The sequence below is a fragment of the Rhizobium sp. AC27/96 genome, assembly GCF_001692325.1.
Lineage (GTDB): Bacteria > Pseudomonadota > Alphaproteobacteria > Rhizobiales > Rhizobiaceae > Rhizobium.
In genome coordinates, this window is record NZ_LXKN01000070.1 from 11,597 (window position 1) to 36,723 (window position 25,127).

Consider the following 25,127-nt stretch of genomic DNA (forward strand, 5'->3'; position numbering starts at 1 on the left):
CATACCAGCCGGAGCGGCCTTTCCCAGTCGTCCGGAGCCAGAGACCTTTCCAGAAGGACTAGAGACATGACGTGCAAATTATCGCTCGCAACTCTCCAGGAGGCGGCCGCAACGGCAGCCGTTCCTGCCTACGATCCGAAATCGCTTTCGGCGGGCATCGTGCATTTCGGTGTCGGCAATTTCCATCGCGCCCATCAGGCAATCTACCTCGACGATCTGTTCAACGGCGGTCACGACCATGACTGGGCGATCGTCGGCGCCGGCGTGCTGCCGTCCGATGCCGCCATGCGCGAGAAGCTCGCGGCGCAGGACTTTCTGACGACGGTGGTCGAGCAGGACAATAATCGCACGGCTGCCCGCGTCACCGCGCCGATGGTCGGCATCCTGCCGGTCGGCGATGCCAAGGCGATCATTGCCAAACTGGCCGATCCCACCATCCGCATCGTCTCCATGACGATTACCGAAGGCGGCTATTTCATCGATGCGTCCGGCAAGTTCAATCCGGCCCATCCGGCGATATCGGCCGACGGGCAGAACCCCGATGCGCCGAAGACTGTGTTCGGCCTGATCGTCGCGGGCCTCAAGGCGCGCCGCGCCGCAGGCTTGCAGCCCTTCACGGTCATGTCCTGCGACAACATTCCCCACAATGGCGGTGTCACCAAAGCCGCCGTCGTCGGGACCGCACGCCTTTCCGACCCTGCCTTTGCCGACTGGATCGCCGCCAACGTCGCCTTCCCGAACGGCATGGTCGACCGCATCACGCCGGCAACCGGCGCGCGCGAGATCGACCTGCTGAAGCAAGTCTTCGATATCGAGGACAATTGGCCCGTCTATTGCGAGGAATTCAAGCAGTGGGTGCTGGAAGACAATTTTCCGGCGGGCCGGCCTGCGCTGGAAAAGGTCGGTGTCACCTTCGTGCCCGATGTCACGCCCTATGAGCATATGAAGATCCGCATCCTCAATGGCGGCCATGCGGCCATCGCCTATCCGGCGGCGCTTATGGATATCCATTTCGTGCATGAGGCCATGGAAGAACCGTTGATCCGCGATTTTCTCGCCAAGCTCGAGAATGACGAGATCATCCCCGTGATCCCGCCGGTGCCGAACACTGTGCTGGCGGATTACTTCAAGCTGATCGAGCGGCGCTTCGCCAATCCGAAGATCGCCGACACCATTCCGCGCCTGGCGCAGGATGGCTCGAACCGCCAGCCGAAGTTCATCCTGCCGTCCACGGCCGATCGGCTCAGCCGCGGGGAAGACGTCGTCGGCCTCGCGCTCGTCTCGGCGCTCTGGTGCCGCTACTTTGCCGGCAAGAGCGATAGCGGCAAGGACATCGTCTTCAACGATGCCAGCGCCGAGCGTCTGCATGAGGCCGCCCTCAAGGCAAAGGACGATCCGAATGCCTTCCTGGTGTTCGAGGATATCTTCGGCGCTGTCGCGAAATCGGATCTCTTCCGCAAACGCTTCGCTCATGCGCTGAAAACGCTGTGGGAAAAGGGTACTCGCGTCACCCTGCAGCTATACTTGGACAACAAACTCGCGGGATAATCTGCAAGCGGCCGGAGTTTTTCTGCTCCGGCCGTTTTCCATTGTCGCGCCGGAATTTCGAGCGGGCGGGACGGCAACAGAATTCAGGTTGGATCTACGATGACCGATGCGGAGAAGGGACTCGTAATCTTCGATTGCGATGGCGTGCTTGTGGACAGCGAGCCGCTGTCGGTCAGCGTGCTCATCCAGGCGATGCACGATTTCGGCGTGGATATGAGCGAGGAGGATGTCTACAGCCGCTTCCTCGGCAAGAGCCTGGCGACGCTCGTCGATACCATGCAGACGGAATTCGACGTCTTCATCGATCAGCCTTTTCTCGATCGTATCCGCAACGATCTCTATGAGCGGTTCAAGCATGAGCTGAAGCCGATCGATGGTATCGCCGCGACGCTTGATGCGCTTCCGCTTCCGCGCTGCGTGGCCTCGTCAAGCCAGTTGGAGCGTATCCGGCTCTCGCTCGGCGTCACCGGCCTGCTGGAGCGGCTGGAGCCGAATATTTTCAGCGCAAGCATGGTCAAGCGGGGCAAGCCCGCACCGGATCTTTTCCTCTTTGCAGCCGAGCGGATGGGGGTTGCGCCGGCAGATTGCATCGTCGTGGAAGACAGCCCCGCGGGGATCATGGCGGCGCGTGCGGCCGGTATGACAGTGTTCGCTTTCAACGGCGGTTCGCATGCGCATTCCCCCAGCTATCGTGCTGAACTGGAGCAGCTTTCACCGGAAGTCGTGTTTGACGCGATGCCGGATTTGATACAACTTGTCCGCAACAAGAGTTAGAGCATTTCCAGGAAAAGTGCGCAGCGGTTTTCCGTCCGGAATGCGTAAAGAAAAAAATAGAACGTTTTCGCGATTCAAAGAAACGTGGAAATGCTCTGAGTGGTCGGGGCCCCTTTTGCATGCGTGATCACGTGGTTGCGGTCGATATTGGCACAGGCAGCGCACGCGCCGGTGTCTTCACGGCGGGCGGCTCACTGCTGGGCAAAAGTGAATATCCGATCCTGATGAATCGCCCGCGTGAAAACCACGCCGAGCATGATTCCGAGGATATATGGGCTGCCGTCTGCGCCGCCGTTCGCTCTGCCGTTGCAGCGTCAGGCGTCGACGCATCCGTTATCGGCGCCATCGGTTTCGACGCGACCTGCTCGCTGGTCGTGCGTAATCGGGAAGGCGGGCAATTGACCGTGTCTACCGGGGGCGAGAGCCGCTTCGATACCATCGTCTGGCTCGATCACCGTGCGCTTGCCGAGGCGGATTACTGCACGGCGACGCGGCATGAGGTTCTCGCCTATTCCGGCGAGTTCATGTCGCCCGAAATGGAAATGCCCAAGCTGATGTGGCTGAAGGAGAACCTTCCCGAGAGCTGGGCGCAGGCCGGTTATTTCTTCGACCTTGCCGATTTCATGACCTGGAAGGCGACCGGCTCGTTGGCCCGGTCACGATCGACGCTGGTGGCGAAATGGAATTATCTCGCCCATCGTGAACCGGGCTGGCAGGCGGATTTCCTGAACGTGATCGGCCTCGGCGACCTGCGGGAGCGTGGAGGGCTGCCGGAGGACAGTGTTCCGGTCGGCAAGAGCATCGGAACGTTGACGGCGGAAGCTGCGGAAGCGCTGGGGCTTGATCGGGATTGCCATGTCGGGGCGGGGATGATCGACGCCTATGCGGGTGCGCTCGGCGCTCTTGCGGCTCATGCCGGCGATCTCGCCTCGCTGGAGCATCAACTGGCGCTCATCGCCGGAACTTCGAGCTGCGTCGTCTCCTTCTCGCGGGAACGCAAGCGCAGCACCGGCATGTGGGGGCCTTATTATGAGGCGGTTTTTCCGGAAATGTGGCTGGCCGAAGCCGGGCAGTCGGCAACGGGAGCGCTGCTCGATCACATTGTCAGCATGCATGCAGCTGGGGGAGCGCCGACCGCCGCATTGCACGATCGTATCGTCAAGCGCATTGCGGAGCTGCGGCTGGCCGAGGGTGAATTGCTGGGCGGCCGCATCCACGTGCTGCCAGATTTTCACGGCAATCGCTCGCCGCTTGCCGATCCGCATGCCTTGGGCGTCATCAGCGGCATGACGCTGGACGCATCCTTCGACGGCCTCTGCCGGCTCTACTGGCGCACCAGCGTTGGGATAGCACTTGGTATCCGCCACATCCTGGAGCGGATGCGGGATTATGGCTACGTGCCCGATACGCTGCATGTCGCGGGCGGTCATGTGAAGAATTCGGTGCTGATGGAGCTCTATTCCGATGTGACCGGCTGCAAGGTCGTGATCCCCAAGATGAACGAGACCGTGCTGCTGGGCACGGCGATTGCTGCTTCGGTTTCCTGCGGGCTCCATGAAAACCTGGGGGCAGCCGGTGCCGCCATGTATCCCGGCGGCCACGAACGCCTGCCGGATACAGCCAAGAAGGCGCTCTACGACCGCGACTACCGGCGCTTCCTGGCCATGTATCGCCATCGGGCGGAATTGGACGGGATGGATTAGGCGCCTGGTTTGTCCTTGCCTACCTTAGGGGCGCATGAGCGAATATGGCTTGCAGTTCCTCGATCCGGCGAATCCTGTTTTCCGCCGTTTCACCGGCCGCCTGCGTCACGGCGATGGCGATCATTTCCAGCAGCGCCATCATGCCCGAGAGGCTTTCGCGGCTATTGGCCCGCTGGGGCGGCAAGGACAGGGTGATATTGGCGAATTCATGCGCCCATTCGGTGAATTGACCGGTCGCCAGCAACACCTTGTGTCCGGCGCGGCGGGCCGAGCGGGCCAGCAGCCGCGATGCGACGAAGCGCGGTGAATCGATGATGATGAGCAGGCTGTTTTCGGACCGCGCACCCAGCATTTCGACGTAGCTGCCATTGGCGCCATCGAGAAAGAGGACATGGTCGCGAGCGAAAGTCAGGCGCTCACACAGATGCCTTCCAAGCCCTGCAAGGCTCGGATGAGTGGCGATGAAGACGTTGCCGGCCGACAGGATTGCCGTCACCGCGTCCTGCCATTGGGGTTGGTTGGCGAGATTGTAGATATGCTGCAGCATCTCGACCTGTTCGACGATTTGCGCCGCCAGGGGGCGGCTCTCGCCGGCATCCTTCTGCAACTGCTCGAGAACGTTAGGCAATTGTAACGTAACGGGGCCGGTGTTTTCCTTCAGGTGCACCTTGATTCCGTCGAGGCCGTGATAGCCGAGGGATCGCAGGAACCGGCCAACCGTCATCGGGCTCAACTCAAGCCTATCGGCGACCGAGGAAGCGGTTTCGAACGGTAGTTCATTCAGATGTTCAGAGAAATACTTTGCAATTCGACGTTCGGCGGGCGTGCCGACCTTGATATATTCTTTGAGTTTCTGGCTAAGGTCTTCCAAATTTGCCCCTCCCTGAGTTTCCTTCTGATATTCTCTGCACCAATTGTTGGAACAATCGAGTGCTTGGATCTCGGAAGGCCGCCGATGTTGTTTCGGTTGTTGTTCTTAATATGGCCTACAAAATATATTAGCTTAGGCTTTATTACAACGATACATTTTTTTAATTGAGCATACTCGCATATCAGGTGGATATTGATATTCGCATGATTGCTACCTAGGTGTCGGATTACCAACCAGGGAGCCCGACCGAATGATTGTTCTTGCTGCGCGCCTTTCCTTCGAAAACCTCTTTGCGCCGGAAACGCGGAAGGTTTTCTGGAAGGTTCTGGGCCTGACATTGCTGGCGCTTGTCGTGCTCTGGTTCGTGCTGCGCGGCGTTTTCAATTCCTTCGCCTTGCCCTGGCTGCAGGGCTTCATGCCGGCCACTGCGGATTGGACGGGTTGGCTTACGCTCTTTCTGGCTATCTTTGCGGGCATTGCGCTGGCGCTCGCAATGGCGCTGCTGATATCGCCGATCACGGCGCTGATTGCCGGCCTCTTTCTCGACGATGTCGCCGAGGTAGTGGAGAAGAGGGACTATCCCGGCGATGCGCCCGGGACCGCGATGCCGATCGCCGCGGCGATGAAAAGCTCGGTGCGGTTTCTTGGCGTCGTCATCGTCGGCAATATCATCGCCCTGTTTCTGCTGTTCATTCCGGGCGTCAATCTGATCGCCTTCTTTCTGGTGAACGGCTACCTGCTTGGCCGCGAATTCTTCGAGTTTGCCGCCATGCGCTTCCGCTCGCCGGACGAGGCGCGGCAGTTCCGCGTCAAGCACGCCTTTACCGTGTTTCTGGCTGGCCTGGTGATTGCCGCTTTTCTTGCCATCCCGCTTCTCAACCTGCTGACGCCGCTGTTTGCCGCCGGGATGATGGTGCATCTGCACAAGCTGATCTCGCGGAAAGAAGCGGGCCCGCGCATATAAAGGCTAGCCGGCGGTTTCGGCGCCGATATTTTGCTGGGGCAGTTCGACCAGCGGCGCCGGTATGTCCCAGATCTTTTCAGGCGATCGACAGAGATCGGCAATGACGCAACGTTCGCATTCCGGCTTGCGCGCCTTGCAGCAATAGCGCCCGTGCAGGATCAGCCAGTGATGGGCGTGGTAGAGATATTGATCGGGGATCAGCTTCAACAGCCTCTGTTCGACTTCGTCCGGCGTCTTGCCGGGCGCCAGCAGCAGCCGATTGGCGATGCGGAAGATGTGGGTATCGACCGCGAGCGTTGCCTGGCCGAACGCCATTGACAGGACGACATTGGCGGTCTTGCGCCCAACACCCGGCAGGGTCACCAACTCTTCTCGCGTGCGCGGCACCTCGCCGCCGAAGTCTGCGATCAGCTTTTCCGAGAGCGCGACGACATTCTTCGCCTTGTTGCGGTAGAGGCCGATGGTCTTGATGTATTCGCGGATGCTGTCCTCGCCGAGGTCGAGCATCTTTTGCGGCGTGTCGGCAATGGCGAAGAGAGCGCGCGTCGCCTTGTTGACGCCGACGTCAGTCGCCTGCGCCGACAACGCCACCGCAACGACAAGGGTGAAGGGATTGACGTGTTCCAACTCGCCCTTCGGTTCGGGCCGCTGGATGGAGAAGCGGCGGAAGATCTCTTCCAGGTCCGCCTTTGAATAAAGGCTCTTCGTGGCCGGCTTGCGACCTGCGGTCGCATTTGACTTTTTCGCGGTTTGGGCGCTGGATTTGGTCTTAAGATTTGCCATGAACGACCTATACTCAAGTCCAATGACCGAACGCAACGCCGATACGGCGGCAGACGGCAACAAGCCGGTTTTCGCTGCCGAACTCTTCCCCCATCGCTCTCTCGGACGAAAGGGGTTCAAGGTCATGCTGGCCTTGGCCGGTGCCTTCTGCCTGTTCTACACCGTTCTTTTCGTCACGCGCGGCGCATGGCCTGTGGGCTTCTTCTTCGGTGCCGATTTTCTGCTGCTCTATGGCGCCTTCTGGCTCAACTACCGTTCCGGGCGCGTGCGCGAGGAGGTGACGGTATCGCGCACCAACGTGTCTATCCGCAAGTTTTCGCCGGCGGGGCGGATGGTCGAACATTGCTTCAACCCGTTCTGGACGCGCTTCCTTGTTCGTCGTCACCGCGAGATCGGCGTGGTGTCGATGCATGTTCGCGACAGGAGCCACGATACGGATGTCGGGTCGTTCCTCAACCCGGATGATCGCGAGAGCTTCGCCAAGGCTTTCAAACGTGCGCTGGCCATAGTCACGCAGCGGATATGAGCGGGTCTCTCAAAACCAATGACATCACATTTTCGCAGGCGGTCTCCCGGCGCAAGAAACGGGTGGTTTTAGCTCTGCCGACGTGGTTTTCTCCTTTTTAAGGAGAAAGACCATGAATGCGATTGCACAGCTGAAAAAAGACATCACTCCGCAAGGCCCGGATTACGAGACTGTGCGGCAAGTGATTGAGCTCATCACCGAGGAGTATCGCGATCAGCCGTCGCTGGAGACGCTCGCCGATCGGCTCGGCCAGTCGCCCACCCAATTGCAGAAGACGTTTACGCGCTGGGCTGGGCTTTCACCCAAGGCTTTTCTTCAGGCTGTTACGCTCGATCATGCCAAACGGCTCCTGCGCAAGGAGGATCTGCCGCTGCTGGAGACCTCTTTCGAAGTCGGCCTTTCCGGTCCCAGCCGCCTGCATGATCTGTTCGTCACGCACGAGGCGATGTCGCCAGGCGAATGGAAGGCCAGGGGCAGCGGCCTGGTGATGCGCTATAGTTTCCACATTTCACCCTTTGGTCTTGCCCTGATCATGGTCACGGATCGCGGCCTTGCCGGTCTCGCTTTCAGCGATTCCGGCAATGAGCGGGCTTGCCTTGAGGACATGACCTGCCGCTGGCCGAATGCGCAATTCATCGAGGATGCCCAGGCGACGGCGCCTTACGCAGCCCGCATTTTCGAACGGTCGAACTGGTCGAGCGAGGAGCCGCTGCGGGTGGTGCTGATCGGCTCGGATTTCCAGCTGCGCGTCTGGGAGAGCCTGTTGAAGATCCCGATGGGTCGGGCCGTGACCTATTCCGACATCGCCAGCGATATCGGCCAGCCGAAAGCCATGCGGGCCGTGGGAGCCGCCGTCGGCCGCAACCCGATCTCCTTCGTCGTGCCCTGCCACCGTGCGCTCGGCAAGAACGGCCAGCTCACCGGCTACCATTGGGGGCTGACGCGCAAGAGGGCGATGCTGGGTTGGGAATCTGGGGATGTTTGAGGGGTGTGTGCCCTAAGGGACCTTGAGTTTTCCGAACCGCTGTCACCCCCCTCTGTCACTGTCGTGACATCTCCCCGACAAGGGGGGAGATCGTTGGGAGTTTGCCGCCGGGCCTTTCCGAAACACTAAATTGCAGTTTCAGCAGATTCAATGTTCGCTCGAGACGAGAGATCGCTGCGAGTTACCAATCTCCCCCCTTGTGGGGGAGATGTCCCGGAAGGGACAGAGGGGGGGGGCGCAGTTTCCCAAACTCGGAGCTAATTGATCAAGCAGCCTTCGCCATAGCCATCTGCAGCAGGGCCTTGGCGGCGCTCTCATCGGTGATCAAAGTGTTGCAGCCGATGCGCTTGATGGTGGCGCTGATTGCCTGGGCGCGGTGCGCGCCGCCGGAGGAGATCACAATGTGTTTGGCTTTTTTCAGCGTATCGAGATCGACGGACATGACGCGCTTGTTGATCGGATGATCGACGGAATTGCCCTCGGAATCGAGGAAGTTGAACATGGTATCGCAGACGCAGCCCATATCGATCAACTCTTGCAGCTCCCGCTTGGAGATGAAGCCCTCGGACAGCGATGTCGATTGCGGACCGATGTCGCCGCAGCTGACGATGGCGAGGTCCAGGTTTTCCGCCAGCCGATAAATGGCTTCAAGGCCGCATTTTTCAATGAGATTGCGCTTGGTCTCGATGGAATCGACCAGCAGCGGCGCCAGGAACATGTAGCATTCCGCACCGAGCTGGCTTGCCAGCCGCCACGTATAATCGATCGGGTTGGTCTGTTGGACGGCGACGATGCCGCCGAGCAGCGAGACCACCTTGCAATTGTCGCGGCGGGGAGGGCGGAAGCTTGCAAGCGAAGCCGTCATCGTCCGGCCCCAGCCGACGCCGATCGTATAATTGTCGGGGATGGCTTCGGTGAGGAACTGGCCGAGCGCCAGGCCGACGCTCTTTGCCTGGGCGTTGACGTCGCCGCCAGCGGGCTCTGGAACCACGATCGCCTCATCCAGCCCATAAATGCGTTCCAGCTTGATCGCCAGTTCGACGCAATCGTCGATGCCTTCGGTGATCCAGATTTGCACCTCGGCGCGCCGCATCGCCTCATCCAGCAGGCGGATGACCGTGGTGCGGCTGATGCCGAGCTGTTCGGCGACATCCTTCTGTGTCAGGCCCTGGTTATAATAGAGCCATGCGGCGCGAAGCCTCAGGGACGAGGTCTCCGAATAGGCGGTATGCGTCCCGCGTCTCAGTTTGGCCACAGGTCCTCCAGCATGATTGTCGCCCGTACCTTTTAGCGTCATGATCGCCCTGAATAGGAATTGTGGCGATGACGGATGACGGGAGCGGGCGAGATCGGCTCTTCTGCTGGCGATATTCTATGACATGAAACTTATGTCAATTGAATTGCACAAATGTCCTTGACTTTTCCTTGCGAGATTGCTGATAGTCGGTGCTGAGGAATTCGGTCTTGTCCAATCGAGGAGGACAATGTGCGAGTGTTGCTCCGAGCAAGTGCCAGACCGGACAGGATGCCATATAGGGCGCCCGGTGCCGGTGAAAAGCTTGTCGTCGGAAGGTTGTTTCTTCATCGCTCGGCCGTTCACCGGAAATGGAACTTTCGCGCTTTTTACCCCGTTACCGACACATAGAAGATGGAAGGGCATATTCCGCCTGACGCCTTCAAATCGTCCATCGACCGGACGGAATTTGCCGCCCGACATCTCCGCATCCCAATGGGCCTCATTCAACAAGGATACCTGTTATGACTTCCAAGCTTGATCAACTCCGCGCCATGACCACGGTCGTCGCCGATACAGGCGACATCGAGGCAGTCGCACGCCTGAAGCCGGTGGATTGCACCACCAACCCGACCATCGTCCTGAAGGCACTCGGCACGCCGATGTTTGCCGACGCGATCAAGGAAGCCGTTGCCTGGGGCAAGAAGCAGGGCGGCAATTCGGAAGCCGTCGTTCACGCGGTTGCCGACCGCCTGGCCATTTCCGTCGGTGCCGCGCTTTCCGGCCTCGTTCCGGGCCGTGTCTCGACCGAAGTCGACGCCGACCTTTCCTTCAACACCGAAGCATCGCTGACCAAGGCCCGCGCGATCATCGCCTCCTACAAGGAGCGCGGCATCGAGCGCGACCGCATCCTGATCAAGCTTGCTTCCACCTGGGAAGGCATTCGTGCCGCCGAAGTGCTGCAGAAGGAAGGCATCGACTGCAACCTGACTCTGCTCTTCAGCAAGGCTCAGGCGATTGCCTGCGCCGATGCCAAGGCCTTCCTGATTTCGCCCTTCGTCGGCCGCATCCTCGACTGGTACAAGAAGTCGACCGGCAAGGACTACACCGCTGAGGAAGATCCGGGCGTCGTTTCCGTTCGCGACATCTACCACTACTACAAGGCCAACGACATCAAGACGATCGTCATGGGCGCCTCCTTCCGCAACACCGGCGAAATCGAAGCGCTGGCCGGTTGCGACCGCCTGACGATCAGCCCGAACCTGCTCGACGAACTTGCTGCCGATCAAGGCAAACTGGAGCGCAAGCTCTCGCCGGAGAACAAGGGTTCCGTCGAAAAGATCGCCGTCGACGAAAAGACCTTCCGCTGGATGATGAACGAAGACGCAATGGCAACCGAGAAGCTCTCCGAAGGCATCCGCGCCTTCGCCAAGGACCTCGGCACGCTGCGCGCTATGGTCAGCAAGGAACTGCAGCTCGCTGCGGCTTGAGGCTAGATAGGTTCGCTATCTTGAGAGGGGTGCCGCAGCGATGCGGCGCTCCTTTTTTGTTTCGTTGATAGGTCGCGACTTCGAGTATGCCGTGGCGATGATACCTCCCTCTGTCACTTCGTGACATCTCCCCCACAAGGGGGGAGATTGTTGGGAGTTTGATGCTTGCTCCCTTCAAGTCCTCAAACTGCAATTTCAACAGATTGGATGTTTGTTTGAGGTGAGTGAGTGCCGCGAGCTACCAATCTCCCCCCTTGTGGGGGAGATGTCACGAAAGTGACAGAGGGGGGTATCACCGGTTCGGCAAACGGATGGCTGATCCTACCGAAGAAACTCCGCCCTGACCTTGTCCGACTGCCCACCGATCGTCGGCGCCGCCAAGCTGTTCTTGGCCCGGATTCCGTTCACGCGGATAGGACTTGCCGTCGTGCGCACGGAGGTGCCGTCGTCGCGGGTTACCGTCTGCAACATATCGAGTTGGCGGAAGGCCGCACTTTGCAGCAGTTTCGGCCAGTCGAGCACTTCCGCCGCCCAGATGTCGGCGGGCTCCAGGATGGCGAGCCACTCCCGAACCGTCTTCTCCTGAAGGCGGCTTGCGATCATGGTCTTGATCTCGTCGCGGCGCTGGAAGGCATCATCCGGGGTGTAGTCGGCAAGGGCGGGCAGATCGAGCAGCGGCGCGAGTTTTGCAAGCGGCATCATCGCGATCGCCAGCCAGCCCTCGGCGCAACGGTAAACACCATAGGGTGCGGCGAGATAGGCGTGGGCATTGCGCACGGCGGATTTCTGCGGCAGGCGACCGCCATCGTTCAGGTGTGTTGTCAGTACCTCGAACTGGAAATCGACCATTGCTTCCAGCAGGCTTGTCTCCACATGCACGCCGCGCCCGGTGACGCCGCGTCGCACGAGGCCCGCGAGGATGGCCTGAACGAGGTGATTGCCGGCCAGCATGTCGGCGACGGCGAGGCCGAAAGGCACCGGCCCGTCGTCGGCTTCGCCGTTCAGCCACATGACGCCGGAGCGGGCCTGGGCCAGCAGATCCTGCCCGGGAAAGTGGCGCCAATCATTGTCGGGGCCGTAGCCGGTGATGCTGCCATAGACGATGCGCGGGTTGATGGCGGTGACGGAGGCGTAATCGAGGCCGAGCCTTTCGATGACGCCGGGGCGGAAATTCTGGATGATGACGTCGGCCTTGGCGATCAGCGTGCGCAATTCCCGCAGATCGCTCTCGTCCTTCATGTTGACGGCAAAGCTTTCCTTGCCGCGGTTGATGGCGTGAAACAGCGTGGAATCGCCGCCGATCTCGGTGTCGCTCAGATAGAGCCGGCGGCAGAGATCGCCGCCGTCGGGCCGCTCGATCTTGATGACGCGCGCGCCGAGATCGCCGAGCCTGAGGGCCGCCATCGGGCCGGCAAGAAACTGGCTCATATCCAGCACGGTAATGCCGGAGAGCAGACCCTCTTCGTTGTTCGTAGTCATATCAGGCCTTCAGCGGCGGCGCGTCCGCCGGCCGGCCGTTCTTGTAGCGCACAGTCTGGATATGCTCGCAGTAGAGCACCAGCTCGCCTTCACCTTTGAAGACTTCGTAAGAGGAGCGGATCAGGCCGAGTTCGGCATATTTCGGCTGCTTATCCAGATTGGTGCGGATGGTGTAGATGGTGTCGCCGATGAACGTCGGCTTGATGAAGCGCAGCTTGTCATAGCCATAGGAAAAGGCGTTGACGCAATTGGTGGCGACAAGCCCGAGGCCGGCCGAAAAGACGAAGGCGCCGGCAACCAGCCGCTTGCCGAACAGGCCCTCGGTTTCGGCGAAGATCTGATCGCTGACATACGGGTGCATGTCGAGCACCAGCGCATTGAATTGCTGAGACTCACCTTCGGAGATCGTGCGGCGCAGCGAACGGATCTTGTGGCCGAGCTCGAAATCTTCATAGAACCAGTTTTCCGCGTTCCAGACCGGGATTTCGGCGTGATCAGCCGGCATGGTCTTCGGATGGGTGCTGGATACGCCGACGGTGGCGGTCATGGCATTCACTTTCGATGGAAATCCTCCGGTCTCAGAGAGACCAGAGGCGCTTGGCGTTGAGATGATAAAGCCTGTCGCGTTCGTCGGCGCTGACCCCTTGCGTCAGCGCATGGGTGGCGGCGACCCAGGTGGAGAGATTGCCGCCGAGCGTGCAGACGGGCCAATCGCTGCCCCAGATGACGCGGTTCCAGCCGAAGCTAGCAATGCAGTGCTCGACGTAGGGGCGCAGCGTTTCGGGTGTCCAATTGTCCGGTTCGGCATAGGCGACGACGCCGGAAATTTTGACGATGACATTCGGCCGTTTTGCGACGTCCCTGATCCCCGACGACCAGCTCTCGCTAAGCCCATCCTTCACTGCGGGTACGCCGCAATGGTCGAGAATGAACCGAACGTTCGGATTGAGATCGATCAGCGTGATCGCCTTGGATATTTGATGCGGGAGGACACAGAGATCGAAGGTGAGCCTCGTACCACTCAGCCGCTTCAGGTTCTCGCGGAACAGCGCGCCCTCGGAGACGTCATCAGGCACGACATGCAGTACGCGGCGGAATCCCTTGACGAAGGGATCGGCAAGCACGCGTTCGAGATAGGTGGGAAAATCTTTGCTCTCGGGGCGGCAGGCGGCAATGGCGCCGCGCAGCAGGCTGCCCGGCTCGCGGCTGAGGCCTCTGACATAGTCGGTTTCGCGCTCGATATCGGTCTCGGCGACATCGACTTCCATGTGAAGCGTATCGGTGATGCCGAGCCGCTTGGCCTCGCGGGCATAATCCTCATAGAGGCTGTCGCGATTGAGCGCACCGGCTTCGGCCAGCCAGGGATAGGCGAGCTTTTTCCGGTCGACGATATGCAAGTGGCTGTCGAAAAGCATGGCGTTCCTCCCATACCTGCTTGCTCAACATATACTCACAGAAGAATAGTTTATTCAAATAAAAATTATAACTCAGCCTTGTCGACCGTGCCGGCTACCGTTTCCGAGATCAGTTTTGCCGCTTCCCGTGCATATTCGACGACCTGTTCACGCGTCGGCGCCTTGGGGTTCACAGGCTCGATATAGGGGCAGGTGAGTGCGGCAAGTGCATTGCCGTCCATCGCCAGCACGGGTGCGGAAATGTTGTGCACGCCGCTGGTCTGCAGGCTGTCCATGGTCTCGTAGCCCTTTTCGCGGATTGCCGCGAGCTTCTCCTCGAGGTCGGCAGGCGGCTCCTCGGTATCCTGCTCCTGACGTCTCTGCTCGTTGACCATCATCTGTCGTTGCTTGTCATCCCGGAATGCCAGGAGGATGTGACCAGATCCGGTATTATAGAGATTGATCTGGGCGCCGACGCGGATCGAAATGCCCCAATAGGTTGGCGAATCCTGCTGGGCGATGACGACGACGGAGCCACGGTCGTAGATCGCCAGATGGCAGGCCTGCTCGGCGCGGTTGGAGAATTCGCGCATCAGCGGCGTTGCGAAGGACACCAGCCGGCGCACCGGCGCGTGGTAATGCGCGAGGCCGAAGAGCTTGAGCGTCAGATAGAAGCGATCGCCATCCTGCCTCTGCACGTAGCCACGCCGCACCAGCCGGTCGAGCATGCGGTAGAATTCGTTCGGGCTTTTGTTGAGCGCCTTGGCGATTTCCGCCTGCGTCAGACCGCCATCGATCGTGGCGAGCAGCTCCAATATGTCGAGCCCCTTGTCGAGCGCCGGCGCGCGGTAGCGATCACTGTCGTCTTCTACACTCATCAATGAGTCCCCCAACGAATAAACATGAATCATCATTCATATATAAATGAATGCATTTGACAAGCGCGCGATCACGGCTTGACGGCCAATGAATAAGATGTTTACTTATAAATTATTGATCCATATTTGGGTCGAGAGGGCAATCGGACAAGGGGTCCGGTTTTTTGGGAGGAATTTCGATGAGGAAATTGAAGGCCGGTCTTGCCGCCGGCATGATGGCATTGCTTGCGAGCACCTCGGTCTTCGCTGCCGATCTGCCGGGCAAGTTTCCGGGCGTGACGATCGACGCCAAGCTCATCGGCGGCCAGCAATATGAGCCGCTTTATGCGCGCATTTCCGAGTGGGAGAAGGAAACGGGCGCCAAGGTCAACATCCTGTCCAAGAAGAACCATTTCGAGCTCGACAAGGAAATCAAGTCGGACATGGCGTCTGGCAGCATCTCCTGGTGCGTCGGCTCGAACCATTCGTCCTTCGCGCCTCAGTATCCTGACCTCTACACCGATCTTTCCAAGCTGCTGCCCAAGGAAGAAATCGGCCAGTTCGTCGATTCCACCATTCAGGCCTCGACCATCGATGGCCGCCTGATCATGCTGCCGCGCGCCCAGTTCGACGTGTCGGCGCTCTACTATCAGAAGAGCCTTTACAACGACGACGCCAAGAAGACGGCGTTCAAGGCGAAGTATGGCTATGATCTGGCGCCGCCGAAGACCTGGAAGGAAGTGTCCGATCAGGCGATCTTCTTCTCCAACCCGCCGAATTTCTTCGGCACGCAGTTCCCCGGCAAGGAAGAGGCGATCAACGGTCGCTTCTTTGAAATGCTGGTCGCCGAAGGCGGTGACTATCTCGACAAGGACGGCAAGCCCGCCTTCAATTCCGAAGCCGGCGTGCGTGCGCTCGACTGGTTCGTCAACATGTACAAGGCGAAAGCAGTTCCCGCCGGCACGACCAACTATCTGTGGGACGATCTCGGCGCAGGCTTTGCGTCCGGTTCGATCGCGCTCGATCTCGACTGGCCGGGCTGGGCGACCTATTTCAACGATCCGAAGTCTTCCAAGGTCGCGGGCAATGTCGGTGTCGTCGTGCAGCCGGTCGGCTCGTCCGGCAAGCACACCGGCTGGTCCGGCCATCATGGCTTCTCGGTGACCGAGGCTTGCGCCCACAAGGACGCCGCCGCTTCGCTCGTCTGGTTCCTGACCAACGACGACTCGCAGAAGCTCGAAGCTGCCAACGGCACGCTGCCGACCCGCAAGGCTGTCTGGGAGTGGGACATCCAGCAGGCTGCTTCCGACCCTTACAAGAAGGAAGTGCTGAGCACCTTCCAGGAATCGATGAAATACGCTTTCCCGGTCCCGCGCACGCCGCAATGGATCGAGATTTCCAACGTCGTCTATCCTGAGCTCCAGGCCGCCATCCTCGGCGACAAGACCTCCAAGCAGGCGCTCGACGCTGCCGCCCAGAAGGCGACCGATGTCCTGAAGGACGCCGGCGCGCTCTAAGCGATGCAATCGAAGTCCCGCGCCCCGAAATGCGCGGGACTTCCACAATCTGACTCCGAGAATGGCTTTCGACCGCTGCTGCAAGGCACTGGCCGGCGCTGCCGGTTTCTCGTCCCAAGCAATCCATTCCACGCAGTCCGGGCCACGCTGCCGAGGAATGCCGACAGGTGCAAACCATGTTCAAAAAGATATCCCCACCGGTCCTGCTTCTTCTGCCGGCGATCATCGTCCTTGCGGCCGTGGTGTTGTTTCCGCTGCTCTTGTCCTTCTATTCCAGCTTCACGCCGTTTCGTCTGACGCGGCCGGCGACGCTCTTCACTTTCATCGGCCTGCGCAACTACATCCGCATCCTGACGGACCCGGTGTTTCTGGCCGCTTTCGTGCGCACCGTCGTGCTGCTGACGATTGCGCTCAATCTGGAAATGCTGCTCGGCCTGGGATTGGCTCTCCTGGTCAACAAGGCGACGCACGGCAAGCGCATCCTGCGCACGCTGATGATGTTCCCGATGATGTTTTCGCCTGTGCTCGTCGGCTTCCAGTTCAAATTCATGTTCAACGACAATGTCGGCATCATCAACAATGCGCTGCAGTCGCTTGGTATCACCAACGATGCCATACCGTGGCTGATCGACGGCAGTCTGGCGCTGTTTTCGATCATCGTTGCGGAAGTCTGGTCGTCGACCTCAGTCTTCGCCATCCTCATTCTGGCTGGCCTCTTCGCCATGCCGCAGGAACCAGTCGAGGCCGCCAAGGTCGACGGCTGTACGGGCTGGCAGACCTTCCGCTACGTCACCTGGCCGTTCCTCATGCCCTTTGCCTTCATCGCCATGACGATCCGCTCGCTCGACGTCGCCCGCGCCTATGACATCGTCAAGATCATGACCGATGGCGGTCCGGCGCGGCGCACGGAGCTGATCTGGACGCTGGTCGGGCGTACCGCCTATGCCGATGCGCAAATGGGGCTCGCCAACGCCATGGCCTATGTCTCGATCATTCTTTCGATCGCCTTCACAGTCTATTTCTTCCGTAAGCTGGCCCTTGCCCGCACCCAGATCGGAGCGGAGTGGTAATCATGGATCGCAACGCTCAACAACGCCTGCAGCGCCGCCTGCGCAAAGTCGCCTATCTCATCGGCCTCTTCATCGCGATGCTCATCATCTGCCTGCCGGGCCTCTGGATCATCATCAGCTCGCTGCGCCCGACCGTGGAGATCATGGCGAAGCCCCCGGTCTGGATCCCGCAGGAGCTTTCGCTGGAAGCCTATCGCTCGATGTTCAGCGGCGTGGGGCAGGGCGGCATTCCCGTCTGGGATTATTTCCGCAATTCACTGATCATTTCGATCACCTCGACTGCCATCGCACTCATCATCGGCATGTCCGGCGGCTATGCTTTCGCCCGCTTCCGCTTCACAGGCAAGTCGACGGTGTTCCTCGGGCTTATGCTGACCCGCTCCGTGCCCGGCGTCGCCCTGTCGCTGCCGCTCTTCATGGTCTATGCGCGGCTCGGCATCATCGACACGCATTTCGGCCTCATCCTCACCTATGTCGCGCTGAATGTGCCCTTCACCATCTGGCTGATCGATGGCTTCTTCCGGCAGGTGCCGAAGGATCTTGCCGAAGCCGCCCAGATTGACGGCTGCACGCGCTGGCAGGCTTTCTGGCAGGTGGAGTTTCCGCTTGCAGGCCCCGGCATCGCGTCGGCCGGCATCTTCGCCTTCCTCACCTGCTGGAATGAATATGCACTGGCCTCGCAGCTGACGCGCTCGGTCGATTCGAAGACGCTACCTGTGGGCCTGCTCGACTATACGTCCGAGTTCACCATCGACTGGCGCGGCATGTGTGCGCTCGCGGTCGTGATGATCATTCCGGCGCTCGCTCTCACTTTCATCATTCAGAAGCATCTGGTGTCGGGTCTGACATTCGGTGCGGTCAAAGGTTGATATCAATGGCTCAGGTTTCTCTCAAAAAACTCGTCAAGCGCTACGGCGCGCTGGAAATCGTCCACGGTATCGATCTCGACATCGCCGACAAGGAATTCATCGCGCTCGTCGGCCCCTCCGGCTGCGGCAAGTCGACGACGCTGCGCATGATTGCCGGCCTTGAGGAAGTCTCGGGCGGCACGATCGAAATCGGCAACACGGTAGTCAACGAGCTGCCGCCACGCGACCGCAATATCTCTATGGTGTTCCAGTCCTATGCGCTCTATCCGCATATGACGGTGCGCGAGAATATGGGTTTCTCGCTGAAGATCGCCAAGCAGCCACAGAGCGAGATCGATCGACGCGTCAACGAAGCGGCCACCATTCTGAGCCTTGAAGCCCTGATGGACCGCCGCCCGGCACAGCTTTCCGGCGGCCAGCGCCAGCGCGTTGCCATGGGCCGCGCCATCGTGCGCCAGCCAGAGGTCTTCCTGTTCGACGAGCCATTGTCGAACCTCGACGCCAAGCTGCGCACGCAGATGCGCACCGAGATCAAGAAGCTGCATGCCAAGGTGCAGTCGACGGTGGTCTACGTCACGCACGACCAGGTCGAGGCCATGACGCTGGCCGACCGCATCGTCATCATGCGCGACGGCTATATCGAGCAGGTCGGCACGCCGGACGAAGTGTTCAAGCGGCCCGCCACGCGTTTCGTCGCCGGCTTTATCGGCTCGCCGCCGATGAATATCGAAGAGGCGACGCTGAAGGCGGGCGAGCTGGTGTTCAAGAACGGCGACCGGTTACCGCTGCCGAGCCAGTTTGCCGGCAAGGTCAAGGAGGGTGAAAAAGTCGCCTTCGGCCTCAGGCCCGATGACATTTTTCCGACCGGCCATGGTCTGCATTCCGGTGCGGAATCGGCCGTGCATGAGCTGACATTGCCTGTCGCCATCACCGAGCCGCTCGGCAATGAAACGCTTGTTTTCGTCGAATTCGCCGGGCGCGAATGGGTGTCGCGCATGCTCAATCCGCGTTCTCTGAAGAGCGGGGAACGGCTGAAAATGAGCTTCGACCTTAGTCAGGCGCATCTCTTTTCCGTCGAAACCGGCAAGAGCCTGGCAATCTAAGGAATACCCCATGGCACGCATCGAGAAAATAGAACTGCGCATGGTCGACCTGCCGCCAAAGGTGAAGCGGACGGATGCGATCCAGAGCTTCGTCAGCCAGGAGACGCCGATCGTCACCATCACCGACAGCGACGGCGCGGTCGGCACGGGCTACAGCTATACGATCGGCACCGGCGGCTCCTCCGTCATGCGGCTGCTGTCAGATCATCTGGTGCCGCTCTTGATCGGCGAGGATGCCGACTGCATCGAAGCCATCTGGCACAAGCTTGAATTCGCCACCCATGCGACGACCATCGGGCCTATCACCGCTCTGGCGCTTGCCGCTGTCGATACCGCGCTATGGGACCTGCGGGCCAAGAAGCAGAACCTGCCGCTTTGGAAGCTGGCCGGCGGCGCCAAGGACCGGTGCCCGCTCTATACGACCGAGGGCGGTTGGCTGCATATCGAAAAGGAAGCCTTGGTCGAGGACGCCCTGCAGGCGAAGGCCAAGGGCTTTTCCGGCTCGAAGGTGAAGATCGGCAAGCCGCATGGGTCCGAGGATTACGATCGGCTTGCGGCGATGCGCCTGGCGCTCGGTTCCGGTTTCGAGATCATGACAGACTGCAATCAGGGCTTTACCGTCGATGAGGCGATCCGCCGGGCGGCACGCTTGAAGGAGCTCGACCTTGCGTGGATCGAGGAGCCGCTGCCGGCTGACGATCTCGATGGCCATATCCGGCTGACACGGTCGACGCCGACGCCGATCGCGGTCGGCGAATCCATGTACTCGATCCGGCATTTCCGCGAATACATGCAGAAGGGCGCCTGCTCGATCGTTCAGGTCGACGTTGCGCGCATCGGCGGCATTACGCCTTGGCTGAAGGTGGCGCATGCGGCCGAAGCCTTCGATATTCCCGTCTGCCCGCACTTCCTCATGGAGCTGCATGTCAGCCTCACCTGTGCCGTGCCGAACGGCAAATATGTCGAGTACATTCCGCAGCTCGATGACCTCACGACCAAGGGCATGGAGATCGTCGACGGTATGGCACTTGCGCCCTCCGAGCCCGGCATCGGTATCGAGTGGGATTGGGAGGCTGTGAAGGCGCGCTCGATCGGCGAATTCACCCGCGAAATCCACGGCTGAGGAGGAACTGGCCATGCAACGGATGGGTATGGTGATCGGCCTCGAGCCGGCCAAGGTCGCGGAATACAAGGCGCTGCATGCGGCCGTCTGGCCCGAGATTCTGGCGCTGATCTCGGACTGCAACATCACCAACTATTCGATCTTCCTGAAGGAGCCGGAAAACCTGCTCTTCGGCTATTGGGAATATGTCGGCACGGACTTCGAGGCCGATATGCGCAAGATGGCCGCCAGCCCGAAGAACCAGGAATGGTGGTCGGTTTGCATCCCCTGCCAGAAGCCGCTTGATACTCGTAAGGAAGGTGAGTGGTGGGCCATGATGGAGGAGGTGTTTCATCATGATTAGAGATTGGAATAGGGAGGACTGCGGAGCAGTCACCTCCCCCTTGAGGGGGGAGGTCGCGCGGAACGCGCGGATGGGGGTGATGCTCCGGGCGCATAGCGCTGCCATTCTCGCACTGGGGGACATCACCCCGCCCCGGACCTTCGGTCCGACCCTCCCCCTCAAGGGGAGGGTGAGATGACTTTCGATCCCACATCCCTTCGCCAATGGTGGCCGAAGCCATCGAAGCTGCGTCCGATTGTGATCTTCGGTGCGGGCAGCATCGTCGGTGACGCGCATCTGCCTGCCTACAAGCAAGGCGGCTTTCCGGTCGCGGGTCTATACGATCCAAACACCGAGAAAGCGGCGGCGCTGGCCGCTCAACGGGGCATCCGGGCTTTCGCCTCCGAGGCTGAAGCACTTGCCGTCGAAGGCGCGATCTTCGATCTTGCGACACCGCCGGCCGCCCATGCGCCGATCCTGTCGAAATTGCCGCGCGACTCCTTCGCGTTGATCCAGAAGCCAATGGGCAGCGATCTCACTGGTGCCACAGACATCCTGCGGGTGTGCCGCGAGCGAGACATCAAGGCTGCCGTCAATTTCCAGCTGCGCTTCGCGCCGATGATGCTGGCGCTCTATGATGCCGTGGAGAGGGGCTATCTCGGCGAGGTTGTCGATTTCGATGCCTGGTTGGCGCTCGCCACCCCATGGGGGCTCTGGCCCTTCCTGAAAGGCTTGCCACGGATCGAGATCGCCATGCACTCGATCCACTATCTCGATTTCATTCGCGGCCTGCTCGGCAATCCGCTTGGCGTCCATGCGAAGACCATCGGTCATCCCAATCACGACGTCGCCCAGACGCGGACAGCGGCGATCCTCGACTATGGCGACAAGTTGCGCTGCGTGCTCTCGGTCAATCACGATCATGATTTTGGCCGCAAATTCCAGGCCTGCGAGTTCCGCATCGCCGGCACCAAGGGGGCGGCCTATGTGAAGCTCGGCGTCAATCTCGACTATCCGCGGGGCGAGCCGGACGAGCTGTGGATCCGCCCCGATGGTGGCGGTGATTGGGTCGCGGTGAAGCTCGAAGGCGCCTGGTTCCCGGATGCCTTCGTCAATCGCATGGCCAATCTGCAACGCTTTGCCTCGGGCGAGGACAAGGTGCTGGTCGGCTCGGTCGAAGATGCCTGGCAGACCATGGCGCTGGTTGAAGCCGCCTATCAGTCGAGCGCCGCTCCGGCGACGCCGATTGCCGAACTTCCAAAGGCTTGAGGAATGTCTGAGCAAACCATCTATTTCGAAGACTACGAACTCGGCCATGTCCGGGTGACCACCGGACGGACGATTACCGAGACAGATTTCGTTGTCCATGCCGGCCATACCGGGGATTTCTTCCCGCATCACATGGATGCTGAATTCGCCAAGACCTTGCCCGGCGGCCAGCGCATCGCCCATGGCACGATGATCTTTGCGATCGGCGTTGGCCTTACGGCGTCGCTCATCAATCCCGTCGCCTTTTCCTATGGCTATGACCGGCTCCGCTTCGTCCGGCCGGTGCATATCGGCGATACGATCCGCACCCGCGTTACCATTTCGGCGAAAGAGGATGATCCGAAGCGGCCGGCCGCCGGCCGTGTCGTCGAACGCTGCGAAGTGCTGAACCAGCGCGACGAAGTCGTGCTCGCTGCCGATCATATTCTTGTCGTCGAGCGCAAGCCGGCTGCGGGGAAGGCGTGATGGTGAAGCTTAAGGGAATGACTTGGTCGCATCCGCGCGGCTACGATCCGATGCTGGCCTGCTCAAAACTCTGGCAGGAAAAGACCGGTGTCGAAATCACCTGGGAGAAGCGCTCACTGCAGGATTTCGAAACCTTTCCGGTGGAGGAGCTTGCCGCTCAATACGATCTGATCGTCATCGATCACCCGCATGTCGGACAGATTACGCGCGAAAACTGCCTGCTGCCGCTTGATGATGCCTCGCATGCCGATGAGATCGCAGCGATCGCAGCCGGTACGGTCGGCCGCTCCTATCCAAGCTACAACTGGCAGGGGCGGCAATGGGCCTTTCCACTCGATGCGGCGACGCAGGTGCAAGCCTATCGGCCTGACCGACTGAGCGTGCCGATCAAGGATCTCGCCGAATTCGTGACGCTCGCTGAAAAGAGCAAGGCAATCCTGCCGATGCGGCCGCCGCATTCGCTGATGACGTTCATCACGCTGGCTGCCCATCTCGGCACGTCCTGCAGCATCGAAGGACCGGATTTCATTGCGAAAGCTGATGGCGAAGCGGTGCTCGATTGGATGGCGCGGATCGTCGCCGCGATGGATATCAGCTGCTACGAAATGGACCCGATCGCCGTGCTCGACCTGATGGGTCAGCCGGATAGCCCCTATGTGGCATCGCCCTTTATCTATGGTTACGTCAACTATTCCTTTGCGGGCTTCCGGCCGGAGCGGATCGCTTTCGCGGATATGCCTGTCATCGATGGGCGTGCGCCGAACGGCTCGGCGCTTGGCGGCACGGGCATTGCCGTATCCGCCCGAACGAAGGCGCCGGAGGAGGCGAAAGCCTTTGCACGCTGGATTGCCGGCGGGCCGGTACAGGCAGGTATTTATGCCGACAGCAACGGTCAGCCGGGCCATGCCGACGCCTGGGTCAGCGACGCGGTCAATGCGCCGTCGCTCGCCTTCTACCGCAACACGCGCGCGACGCTGGAAGGCGCCTATGTGCGGCCGCGACATGACGGCTACATGGCATTTCAGAGCGACGCATCCGAGGTGATTAGCGATGGACTGCGAACCGGTGAGCGGCATACAGTCCTTATCGAAAAGCTCAACCGGCGCTTCGCGCAATCGTTCGACGGGTAAGGCAAGGGCTGCGCCATCTGTTTGTTATTGCATGATCTTATCCTGTGTTGGCTATGCGGCCGGCCGAAATGGAAGGGGTCATGGTTCCCGAGGAAAGGATCAGAACTATGGGTCACGGGTTGGAAGGCAAGAAGGTCGTCATCACGGCGGCGGGGCAGGGCATCGGCCGGGCTTCGGCGGAGCGTTTCATCTCGCTCGGCGCGCATGTTTACGCCACCGACATCAATGAGCAGACGCTTGCGACGCTGGAAGGTGCCAGCAAGCATGTGTTGAACGTGCTCGACGGTGCAGCGGTCAAGGCTTACGCCGAGGAACTCGGCCCCGTCGATGTGCTCTTCAATTGCGCCGGCTTTGTCCATTCCGGCACGATCCTCGATTGCGAGGAAAAGGACTGGGATTTCTCGTTCAACCTCAACGCCAAGGCGATGTACACGACCTGCCGCGCTTTCCTGCCGGGCATGCTGGAGAAGGGCAAGGGCTCGATCGTCAATATGTCCTCCGTCGCTTCCAGCGTGAAAGGCGTGCCCAATCGCTTCGCCTATGGTGCTTCCAAGGCTGCGGTCATCGGGCTTACCAAGGCGATCGCCGCCGACTTCGTCGCCAAGGGCATTCGCGCCAACGCCATTTGCCCCGGCACGGTTGACAGCCCGTCGCTTCATGAGCGGCTGAAGGCAACCGGCGACTACGACAAGGCGATGAAGGACTTCATCGCCCGCCAGCCGATGGGCCGCATCGCGACGGCCGAAGAGATCGCCGCGCTGGTGACCTATCTGGCGGGCGACGAGGCTGGCTTCACGACCGGCCAGATTCATGTCGTCGACGGTGGCTGGACCGGCTGAACCTCGGTTCCATGGCTCGGAGGCCCTGTATTGCGGGGCCTCCTTTTATTTGTCACTCTCATCGGCGAATCGGTTCTGCAAGACGATTTTCGATCGGGAGAACGACGCATGGGCACCAACGGACTTTTGCATCGTTCCAGAGGGCTCGTGCTGTTGCGCAAGCATCAGGTGATCCTGATTGCCGTGCTTGTCGGCATCGCGGTTTTTCTACTGCTGACCTCAAGGGATCTCAATACCGGCAACCTGCTCATCGCCTGGGATACGACGGCTGTCGTCTATATCGTCTACAGCCTCTATCGGATGCTGACGGCCGATGTGCAACGCATCCGCAAGCGCTCAGCCGACCTCGATTTCTCCGATGTGCTGCTGCTGATCCTGTCGATCGGGGCGGCAGTTGCCAGCATCGGCGGCATTGTCCTCGATCTGATCGGTGTGAAGGATGCCTCGCCGGAGGTGGCATTTTTCCGCGTGATGATGGCGATCGTGACGATCCTGATCTCCTGGGCATTCCTGCACATGCTGTTCACGATCCACTACGCGCACCGCTTCTACGCCAATCCCGGCAAGGGGATGGGGCTTAAATTCGCGGAGCCGGTGGAAGAGCCGGTCTACTGGGACTTTCTCTATTTTTCCTTCACTATCGGCGTTGCCGCTCAAACCGCCGATATCGGCGTTTCCACGGTCGGCATGCGTAAGCTGGTGCTTTTGCATGCCATCCTGTCGTTCCTTTTCAATACGACGATCCTGGCGCTCGCCATAAATGTTGGGGCGAGCCTGATCTAGGCCCGCCCCTCCAACAATAGCGGCTTATA

General features: G+C 60.2%; 25 protein-coding genes. 18 read left to right on the forward strand and 7 right to left on the reverse strand.

Annotated elements, in window-relative coordinates; translation table 11 throughout:
• The first annotated feature begins 66 nt into the window (after nt 1-66).
• From A6U86_RS30780 to A6U86_RS30790, 3 genes are all read left to right on the forward strand, one after another.
• Nucleotides 67-1,548, forward strand: coding sequence for a mannitol dehydrogenase family protein (locus A6U86_RS30780; RefSeq protein ID WP_068399791.1), 1,482 nt, complete (start codon nt 67-69; stop codon nt 1,546-1,548).
• A 99-nt stretch (nt 1,549-1,647) separates the two neighbouring features.
• Nucleotides 1,648-2,322: an HAD family phosphatase gene (locus A6U86_RS30785; RefSeq protein WP_068399794.1), complete on the forward strand. Its 675-nt coding sequence runs from the start codon at nt 1,648-1,650 to the stop codon at nt 2,320-2,322.
• A gap of 119 nt (nt 2,323-2,441) precedes the next feature.
• Nucleotides 2,442-4,025, forward strand: coding sequence for an FGGY-family carbohydrate kinase (locus tag A6U86_RS30790; protein ID WP_068399797.1), 1,584 nt, complete (start codon nt 2,442-2,444; stop codon nt 4,023-4,025).
• A gap of 19 nt (nt 4,026-4,044) precedes the next feature.
• Here the strand turns inward: A6U86_RS30790 and A6U86_RS30795 are convergent, their stop codons facing one another.
• The gene (locus A6U86_RS30795) at nt 4,045-4,896 is read right to left on the reverse strand and encodes a MurR/RpiR family transcriptional regulator (protein WP_068399799.1); all 852 of its coding nucleotides are present in this window, start codon (nt 4,894-4,896) and stop codon (nt 4,045-4,047) included.
• A 250-nt stretch (nt 4,897-5,146) separates the two neighbouring features.
• Between A6U86_RS30795 and A6U86_RS30800 the strand changes: the two genes are divergently transcribed.
• On the forward strand, nt 5,147-5,860 hold the full coding sequence (locus A6U86_RS30800; protein ID WP_068399802.1) for a sulfate transporter family protein: 714 nt from the start codon (nt 5,147-5,149) through the stop codon (nt 5,858-5,860).
• A gap of 3 nt (nt 5,861-5,863) precedes the next feature.
• On the opposite strand, the gene nth is transcribed toward A6U86_RS30800, so the two are convergent.
• On the reverse strand, nt 5,864-6,643 hold the full coding sequence (gene nth / locus A6U86_RS30805; RefSeq protein ID WP_068399805.1) for an endonuclease III: 780 nt from the start codon (nt 6,641-6,643) through the stop codon (nt 5,864-5,866).
• A 22-nt stretch (nt 6,644-6,665) separates the two neighbouring features.
• Here nth and A6U86_RS30810 point away from each other — a divergent pair, with 22 nt between their 5' ends.
• Together A6U86_RS30810 and A6U86_RS30815 are read left to right on the forward strand one after the other, a co-directional pair.
• Complete coding sequence (locus tag A6U86_RS30810; RefSeq protein ID WP_068399807.1) at nt 6,666-7,169, forward strand: DUF2244 domain-containing protein; 504 nt, start codon at nt 6,666-6,668, stop codon at nt 7,167-7,169.
• 112 nt (nt 7,170-7,281) lie between these two features.
• On the forward strand, nt 7,282-8,154 hold the full coding sequence (locus tag A6U86_RS30815; RefSeq protein WP_068399810.1) for a bifunctional helix-turn-helix domain-containing protein/methylated-DNA--[protein]-cysteine S-methyltransferase: 873 nt from the start codon (nt 7,282-7,284) through the stop codon (nt 8,152-8,154).
• Nucleotides 8,155-8,419: 265 nt separating this feature from the next.
• Here the strand turns inward: A6U86_RS30815 and A6U86_RS30820 are convergent, their stop codons facing one another.
• Nucleotides 8,420-9,409 carry a sugar-binding transcriptional regulator gene (locus A6U86_RS30820; RefSeq protein ID WP_068399812.1) on the reverse strand — a complete coding sequence of 330 codons (990 nt, stop codon included), beginning with the start codon at nt 9,407-9,409 and terminating at the stop codon, nt 8,420-8,422.
• A 503-nt stretch (nt 9,410-9,912) separates the two neighbouring features.
• On the opposite strand from A6U86_RS30820, the gene tal reads away from it, so the two are divergent.
• Nucleotides 9,913-10,878, forward strand: coding sequence for a transaldolase (gene tal, locus A6U86_RS30825; RefSeq protein WP_068399815.1), 966 nt, complete (start codon nt 9,913-9,915; stop codon nt 10,876-10,878).
• Between the two features lie 321 nt (nt 10,879-11,199).
• Here tal and A6U86_RS30830 read toward each other — a convergent pair whose 3' ends face one another.
• The 4 genes from A6U86_RS30830 to A6U86_RS30845 form a co-directional block, all read right to left on the reverse strand.
• The gene (locus tag A6U86_RS30830; protein ID WP_068399818.1) at nt 11,200-12,357 is read right to left on the reverse strand and encodes a CaiB/BaiF CoA-transferase family protein; all 1,158 of its coding nucleotides are present in this window, start codon (nt 12,355-12,357) and stop codon (nt 11,200-11,202) included.
• A gap of 1 nt (nt 12,358) precedes the next feature.
• Complete coding sequence (locus tag A6U86_RS30835) at nt 12,359-12,904, reverse strand: MaoC family dehydratase (protein ID WP_068399821.1); 546 nt, start codon at nt 12,902-12,904, stop codon at nt 12,359-12,361.
• Between the two features lie 31 nt (nt 12,905-12,935).
• On the reverse strand, nt 12,936-13,772 hold the full coding sequence (locus A6U86_RS30840; protein ID WP_068399823.1) for an amidohydrolase: 837 nt from the start codon (nt 13,770-13,772) through the stop codon (nt 12,936-12,938).
• A 65-nt stretch (nt 13,773-13,837) separates the two neighbouring features.
• Nucleotides 13,838-14,629 carry an IclR family transcriptional regulator gene (locus A6U86_RS30845; protein WP_068400489.1) on the reverse strand — a complete coding sequence of 264 codons (792 nt, stop codon included), beginning with the start codon at nt 14,627-14,629 and terminating at the stop codon, nt 13,838-13,840.
• Between the two features lie 179 nt (nt 14,630-14,808).
• Between A6U86_RS30845 and A6U86_RS30850 the strand changes: the two genes are divergently transcribed.
• The 11 genes from A6U86_RS30850 to A6U86_RS30905 all read left to right on the forward strand — a co-directional run bounded on the left by A6U86_RS30850 (nt 14,809) and on the right by A6U86_RS30905 (nt 25,098).
• Entirely contained in the window at nt 14,809-16,125 is a 1,317-nt protein-coding gene (locus tag A6U86_RS30850; RefSeq protein ID WP_068399826.1) for a sugar ABC transporter substrate-binding protein, read from the forward strand.
• 176 nt (nt 16,126-16,301) lie between these two features.
• Entirely contained in the window at nt 16,302-17,195 is an 894-nt protein-coding gene (locus A6U86_RS30855) for a carbohydrate ABC transporter permease (RefSeq protein ID WP_068399828.1), read from the forward strand.
• A gap of 2 nt (nt 17,196-17,197) precedes the next feature.
• Nucleotides 17,198-18,064 (forward strand): carbohydrate ABC transporter permease, encoded by an 867-nt coding sequence (locus tag A6U86_RS30860; protein WP_068399830.1) that lies wholly within the window; start codon nt 17,198-17,200, stop codon nt 18,062-18,064.
• Between the two features lie 5 nt (nt 18,065-18,069).
• On the forward strand, nt 18,070-19,167 hold the full coding sequence (locus A6U86_RS30865; RefSeq protein WP_068399833.1) for an ABC transporter ATP-binding protein: 1,098 nt from the start codon (nt 18,070-18,072) through the stop codon (nt 19,165-19,167).
• A gap of 10 nt (nt 19,168-19,177) precedes the next feature.
• A complete protein-coding gene (locus tag A6U86_RS30870; RefSeq protein ID WP_068399836.1) occupies nt 19,178-20,290 on the forward strand; it encodes a mandelate racemase/muconate lactonizing enzyme family protein in 1,113 nt (370 codons plus the stop codon).
• A 13-nt stretch (nt 20,291-20,303) separates the two neighbouring features.
• Nucleotides 20,304-20,633 carry an L-rhamnose mutarotase gene (locus tag A6U86_RS30875; RefSeq protein WP_068399838.1) on the forward strand — a complete coding sequence of 110 codons (330 nt, stop codon included), beginning with the start codon at nt 20,304-20,306 and terminating at the stop codon, nt 20,631-20,633.
• Between the two features lie 174 nt (nt 20,634-20,807).
• Nucleotides 20,808-21,881, forward strand: coding sequence for a Gfo/Idh/MocA family protein (locus A6U86_RS30885; protein WP_068399843.1), 1,074 nt, complete (start codon nt 20,808-20,810; stop codon nt 21,879-21,881).
• Between the two features lie 3 nt (nt 21,882-21,884).
• Complete coding sequence (locus A6U86_RS30890; RefSeq protein WP_068399846.1) at nt 21,885-22,346, forward strand: MaoC/PaaZ C-terminal domain-containing protein; 462 nt, start codon at nt 21,885-21,887, stop codon at nt 22,344-22,346.
• A complete protein-coding gene (locus tag A6U86_RS30895) occupies nt 22,343-23,476 on the forward strand; it encodes an ABC transporter substrate-binding protein (RefSeq protein ID WP_141683858.1) in 1,134 nt (377 codons plus the stop codon). The genes A6U86_RS30890 and A6U86_RS30895 overlap by 4 nt, the downstream gene beginning before the upstream one ends.
• A 107-nt stretch (nt 23,477-23,583) precedes the next feature.
• Nucleotides 23,584-24,315 carry an SDR family oxidoreductase gene (locus tag A6U86_RS30900; RefSeq protein WP_068400493.1) on the forward strand — a complete coding sequence of 244 codons (732 nt, stop codon included), beginning with the start codon at nt 23,584-23,586 and terminating at the stop codon, nt 24,313-24,315.
• Nucleotides 24,316-24,423: 108 nt separating this feature from the next.
• Nucleotides 24,424-25,098, forward strand: coding sequence for a DUF1345 domain-containing protein (locus A6U86_RS30905; protein ID WP_068399848.1), 675 nt, complete (start codon nt 24,424-24,426; stop codon nt 25,096-25,098).
• Nucleotides 25,099-25,127: the final 29 nt, after the last annotated feature.

Excerpts from the sequence above, each read along its gene's own strand:
- A6U86_RS30780 (WP_068399791.1), top strand. The coding sequence starts at position 67 with ATGACGTGCAAATTATCGCTCGCAACTCTCCAGGAGGCGGCCGCAACG.
- A6U86_RS30785 (WP_068399794.1), top strand. The coding sequence starts at position 1,648 with ATGACCGATGCGGAGAAGGGACTCGTAATCTTCGATTGCGATGGCGTG.
- A6U86_RS30790 (WP_068399797.1), top strand. The coding sequence starts at position 2,442 with ATGCGTGATCACGTGGTTGCGGTCGATATTGGCACAGGCAGCGCACGC.
- A6U86_RS30800 (WP_068399802.1), top strand. The coding sequence starts at position 5,147 with ATGATTGTTCTTGCTGCGCGCCTTTCCTTCGAAAACCTCTTTGCGCCG.
- nth (WP_068399805.1), bottom strand. The coding sequence starts at position 6,643 with ATGGCAAATCTTAAGACCAAATCCAGCGCCCAAACCGCGAAAAAGTCA.
- A6U86_RS30810 (WP_068399807.1), top strand. The coding sequence starts at position 6,666 with ATGACCGAACGCAACGCCGATACGGCGGCAGACGGCAACAAGCCGGTT.
- A6U86_RS30815 (WP_068399810.1), top strand. The coding sequence starts at position 7,282 with ATGAATGCGATTGCACAGCTGAAAAAAGACATCACTCCGCAAGGCCCG.
- tal (WP_068399815.1), top strand. The coding sequence starts at position 9,913 with ATGACTTCCAAGCTTGATCAACTCCGCGCCATGACCACGGTCGTCGCC.
- A6U86_RS30830 (WP_068399818.1), bottom strand. The coding sequence starts at position 12,357 with ATGACTACGAACAACGAAGAGGGTCTGCTCTCCGGCATTACCGTGCTG.
- A6U86_RS30835 (WP_068399821.1), bottom strand. The coding sequence starts at position 12,904 with ATGACCGCCACCGTCGGCGTATCCAGCACCCATCCGAAGACCATGCCG.
- A6U86_RS30840 (WP_068399823.1), bottom strand. The coding sequence starts at position 13,772 with ATGCTTTTCGACAGCCACTTGCATATCGTCGACCGGAAAAAGCTCGCC.
- A6U86_RS30845 (WP_068400489.1), bottom strand. The coding sequence starts at position 14,629 with ATGAGTGTAGAAGACGACAGTGATCGCTACCGCGCGCCGGCGCTCGAC.
- A6U86_RS30850 (WP_068399826.1), top strand. The coding sequence starts at position 14,809 with ATGAGGAAATTGAAGGCCGGTCTTGCCGCCGGCATGATGGCATTGCTT.
- A6U86_RS30855 (WP_068399828.1), top strand. The coding sequence starts at position 16,302 with ATGTTCAAAAAGATATCCCCACCGGTCCTGCTTCTTCTGCCGGCGATC.
- A6U86_RS30860 (WP_068399830.1), top strand. The coding sequence starts at position 17,198 with ATGGATCGCAACGCTCAACAACGCCTGCAGCGCCGCCTGCGCAAAGTC.
- A6U86_RS30865 (WP_068399833.1), top strand. The coding sequence starts at position 18,070 with ATGGCTCAGGTTTCTCTCAAAAAACTCGTCAAGCGCTACGGCGCGCTG.
- A6U86_RS30870 (WP_068399836.1), top strand. The coding sequence starts at position 19,178 with ATGGCACGCATCGAGAAAATAGAACTGCGCATGGTCGACCTGCCGCCA.
- A6U86_RS30875 (WP_068399838.1), top strand. The coding sequence starts at position 20,304 with ATGCAACGGATGGGTATGGTGATCGGCCTCGAGCCGGCCAAGGTCGCG.
- A6U86_RS30885 (WP_068399843.1), top strand. The coding sequence starts at position 20,808 with ATGACTTTCGATCCCACATCCCTTCGCCAATGGTGGCCGAAGCCATCG.
- A6U86_RS30890 (WP_068399846.1), top strand. The coding sequence starts at position 21,885 with ATGTCTGAGCAAACCATCTATTTCGAAGACTACGAACTCGGCCATGTC.
- A6U86_RS30900 (WP_068400493.1), top strand. The coding sequence starts at position 23,584 with ATGGGTCACGGGTTGGAAGGCAAGAAGGTCGTCATCACGGCGGCGGGG.
- A6U86_RS30905 (WP_068399848.1), top strand. The coding sequence starts at position 24,424 with ATGGGCACCAACGGACTTTTGCATCGTTCCAGAGGGCTCGTGCTGTTG.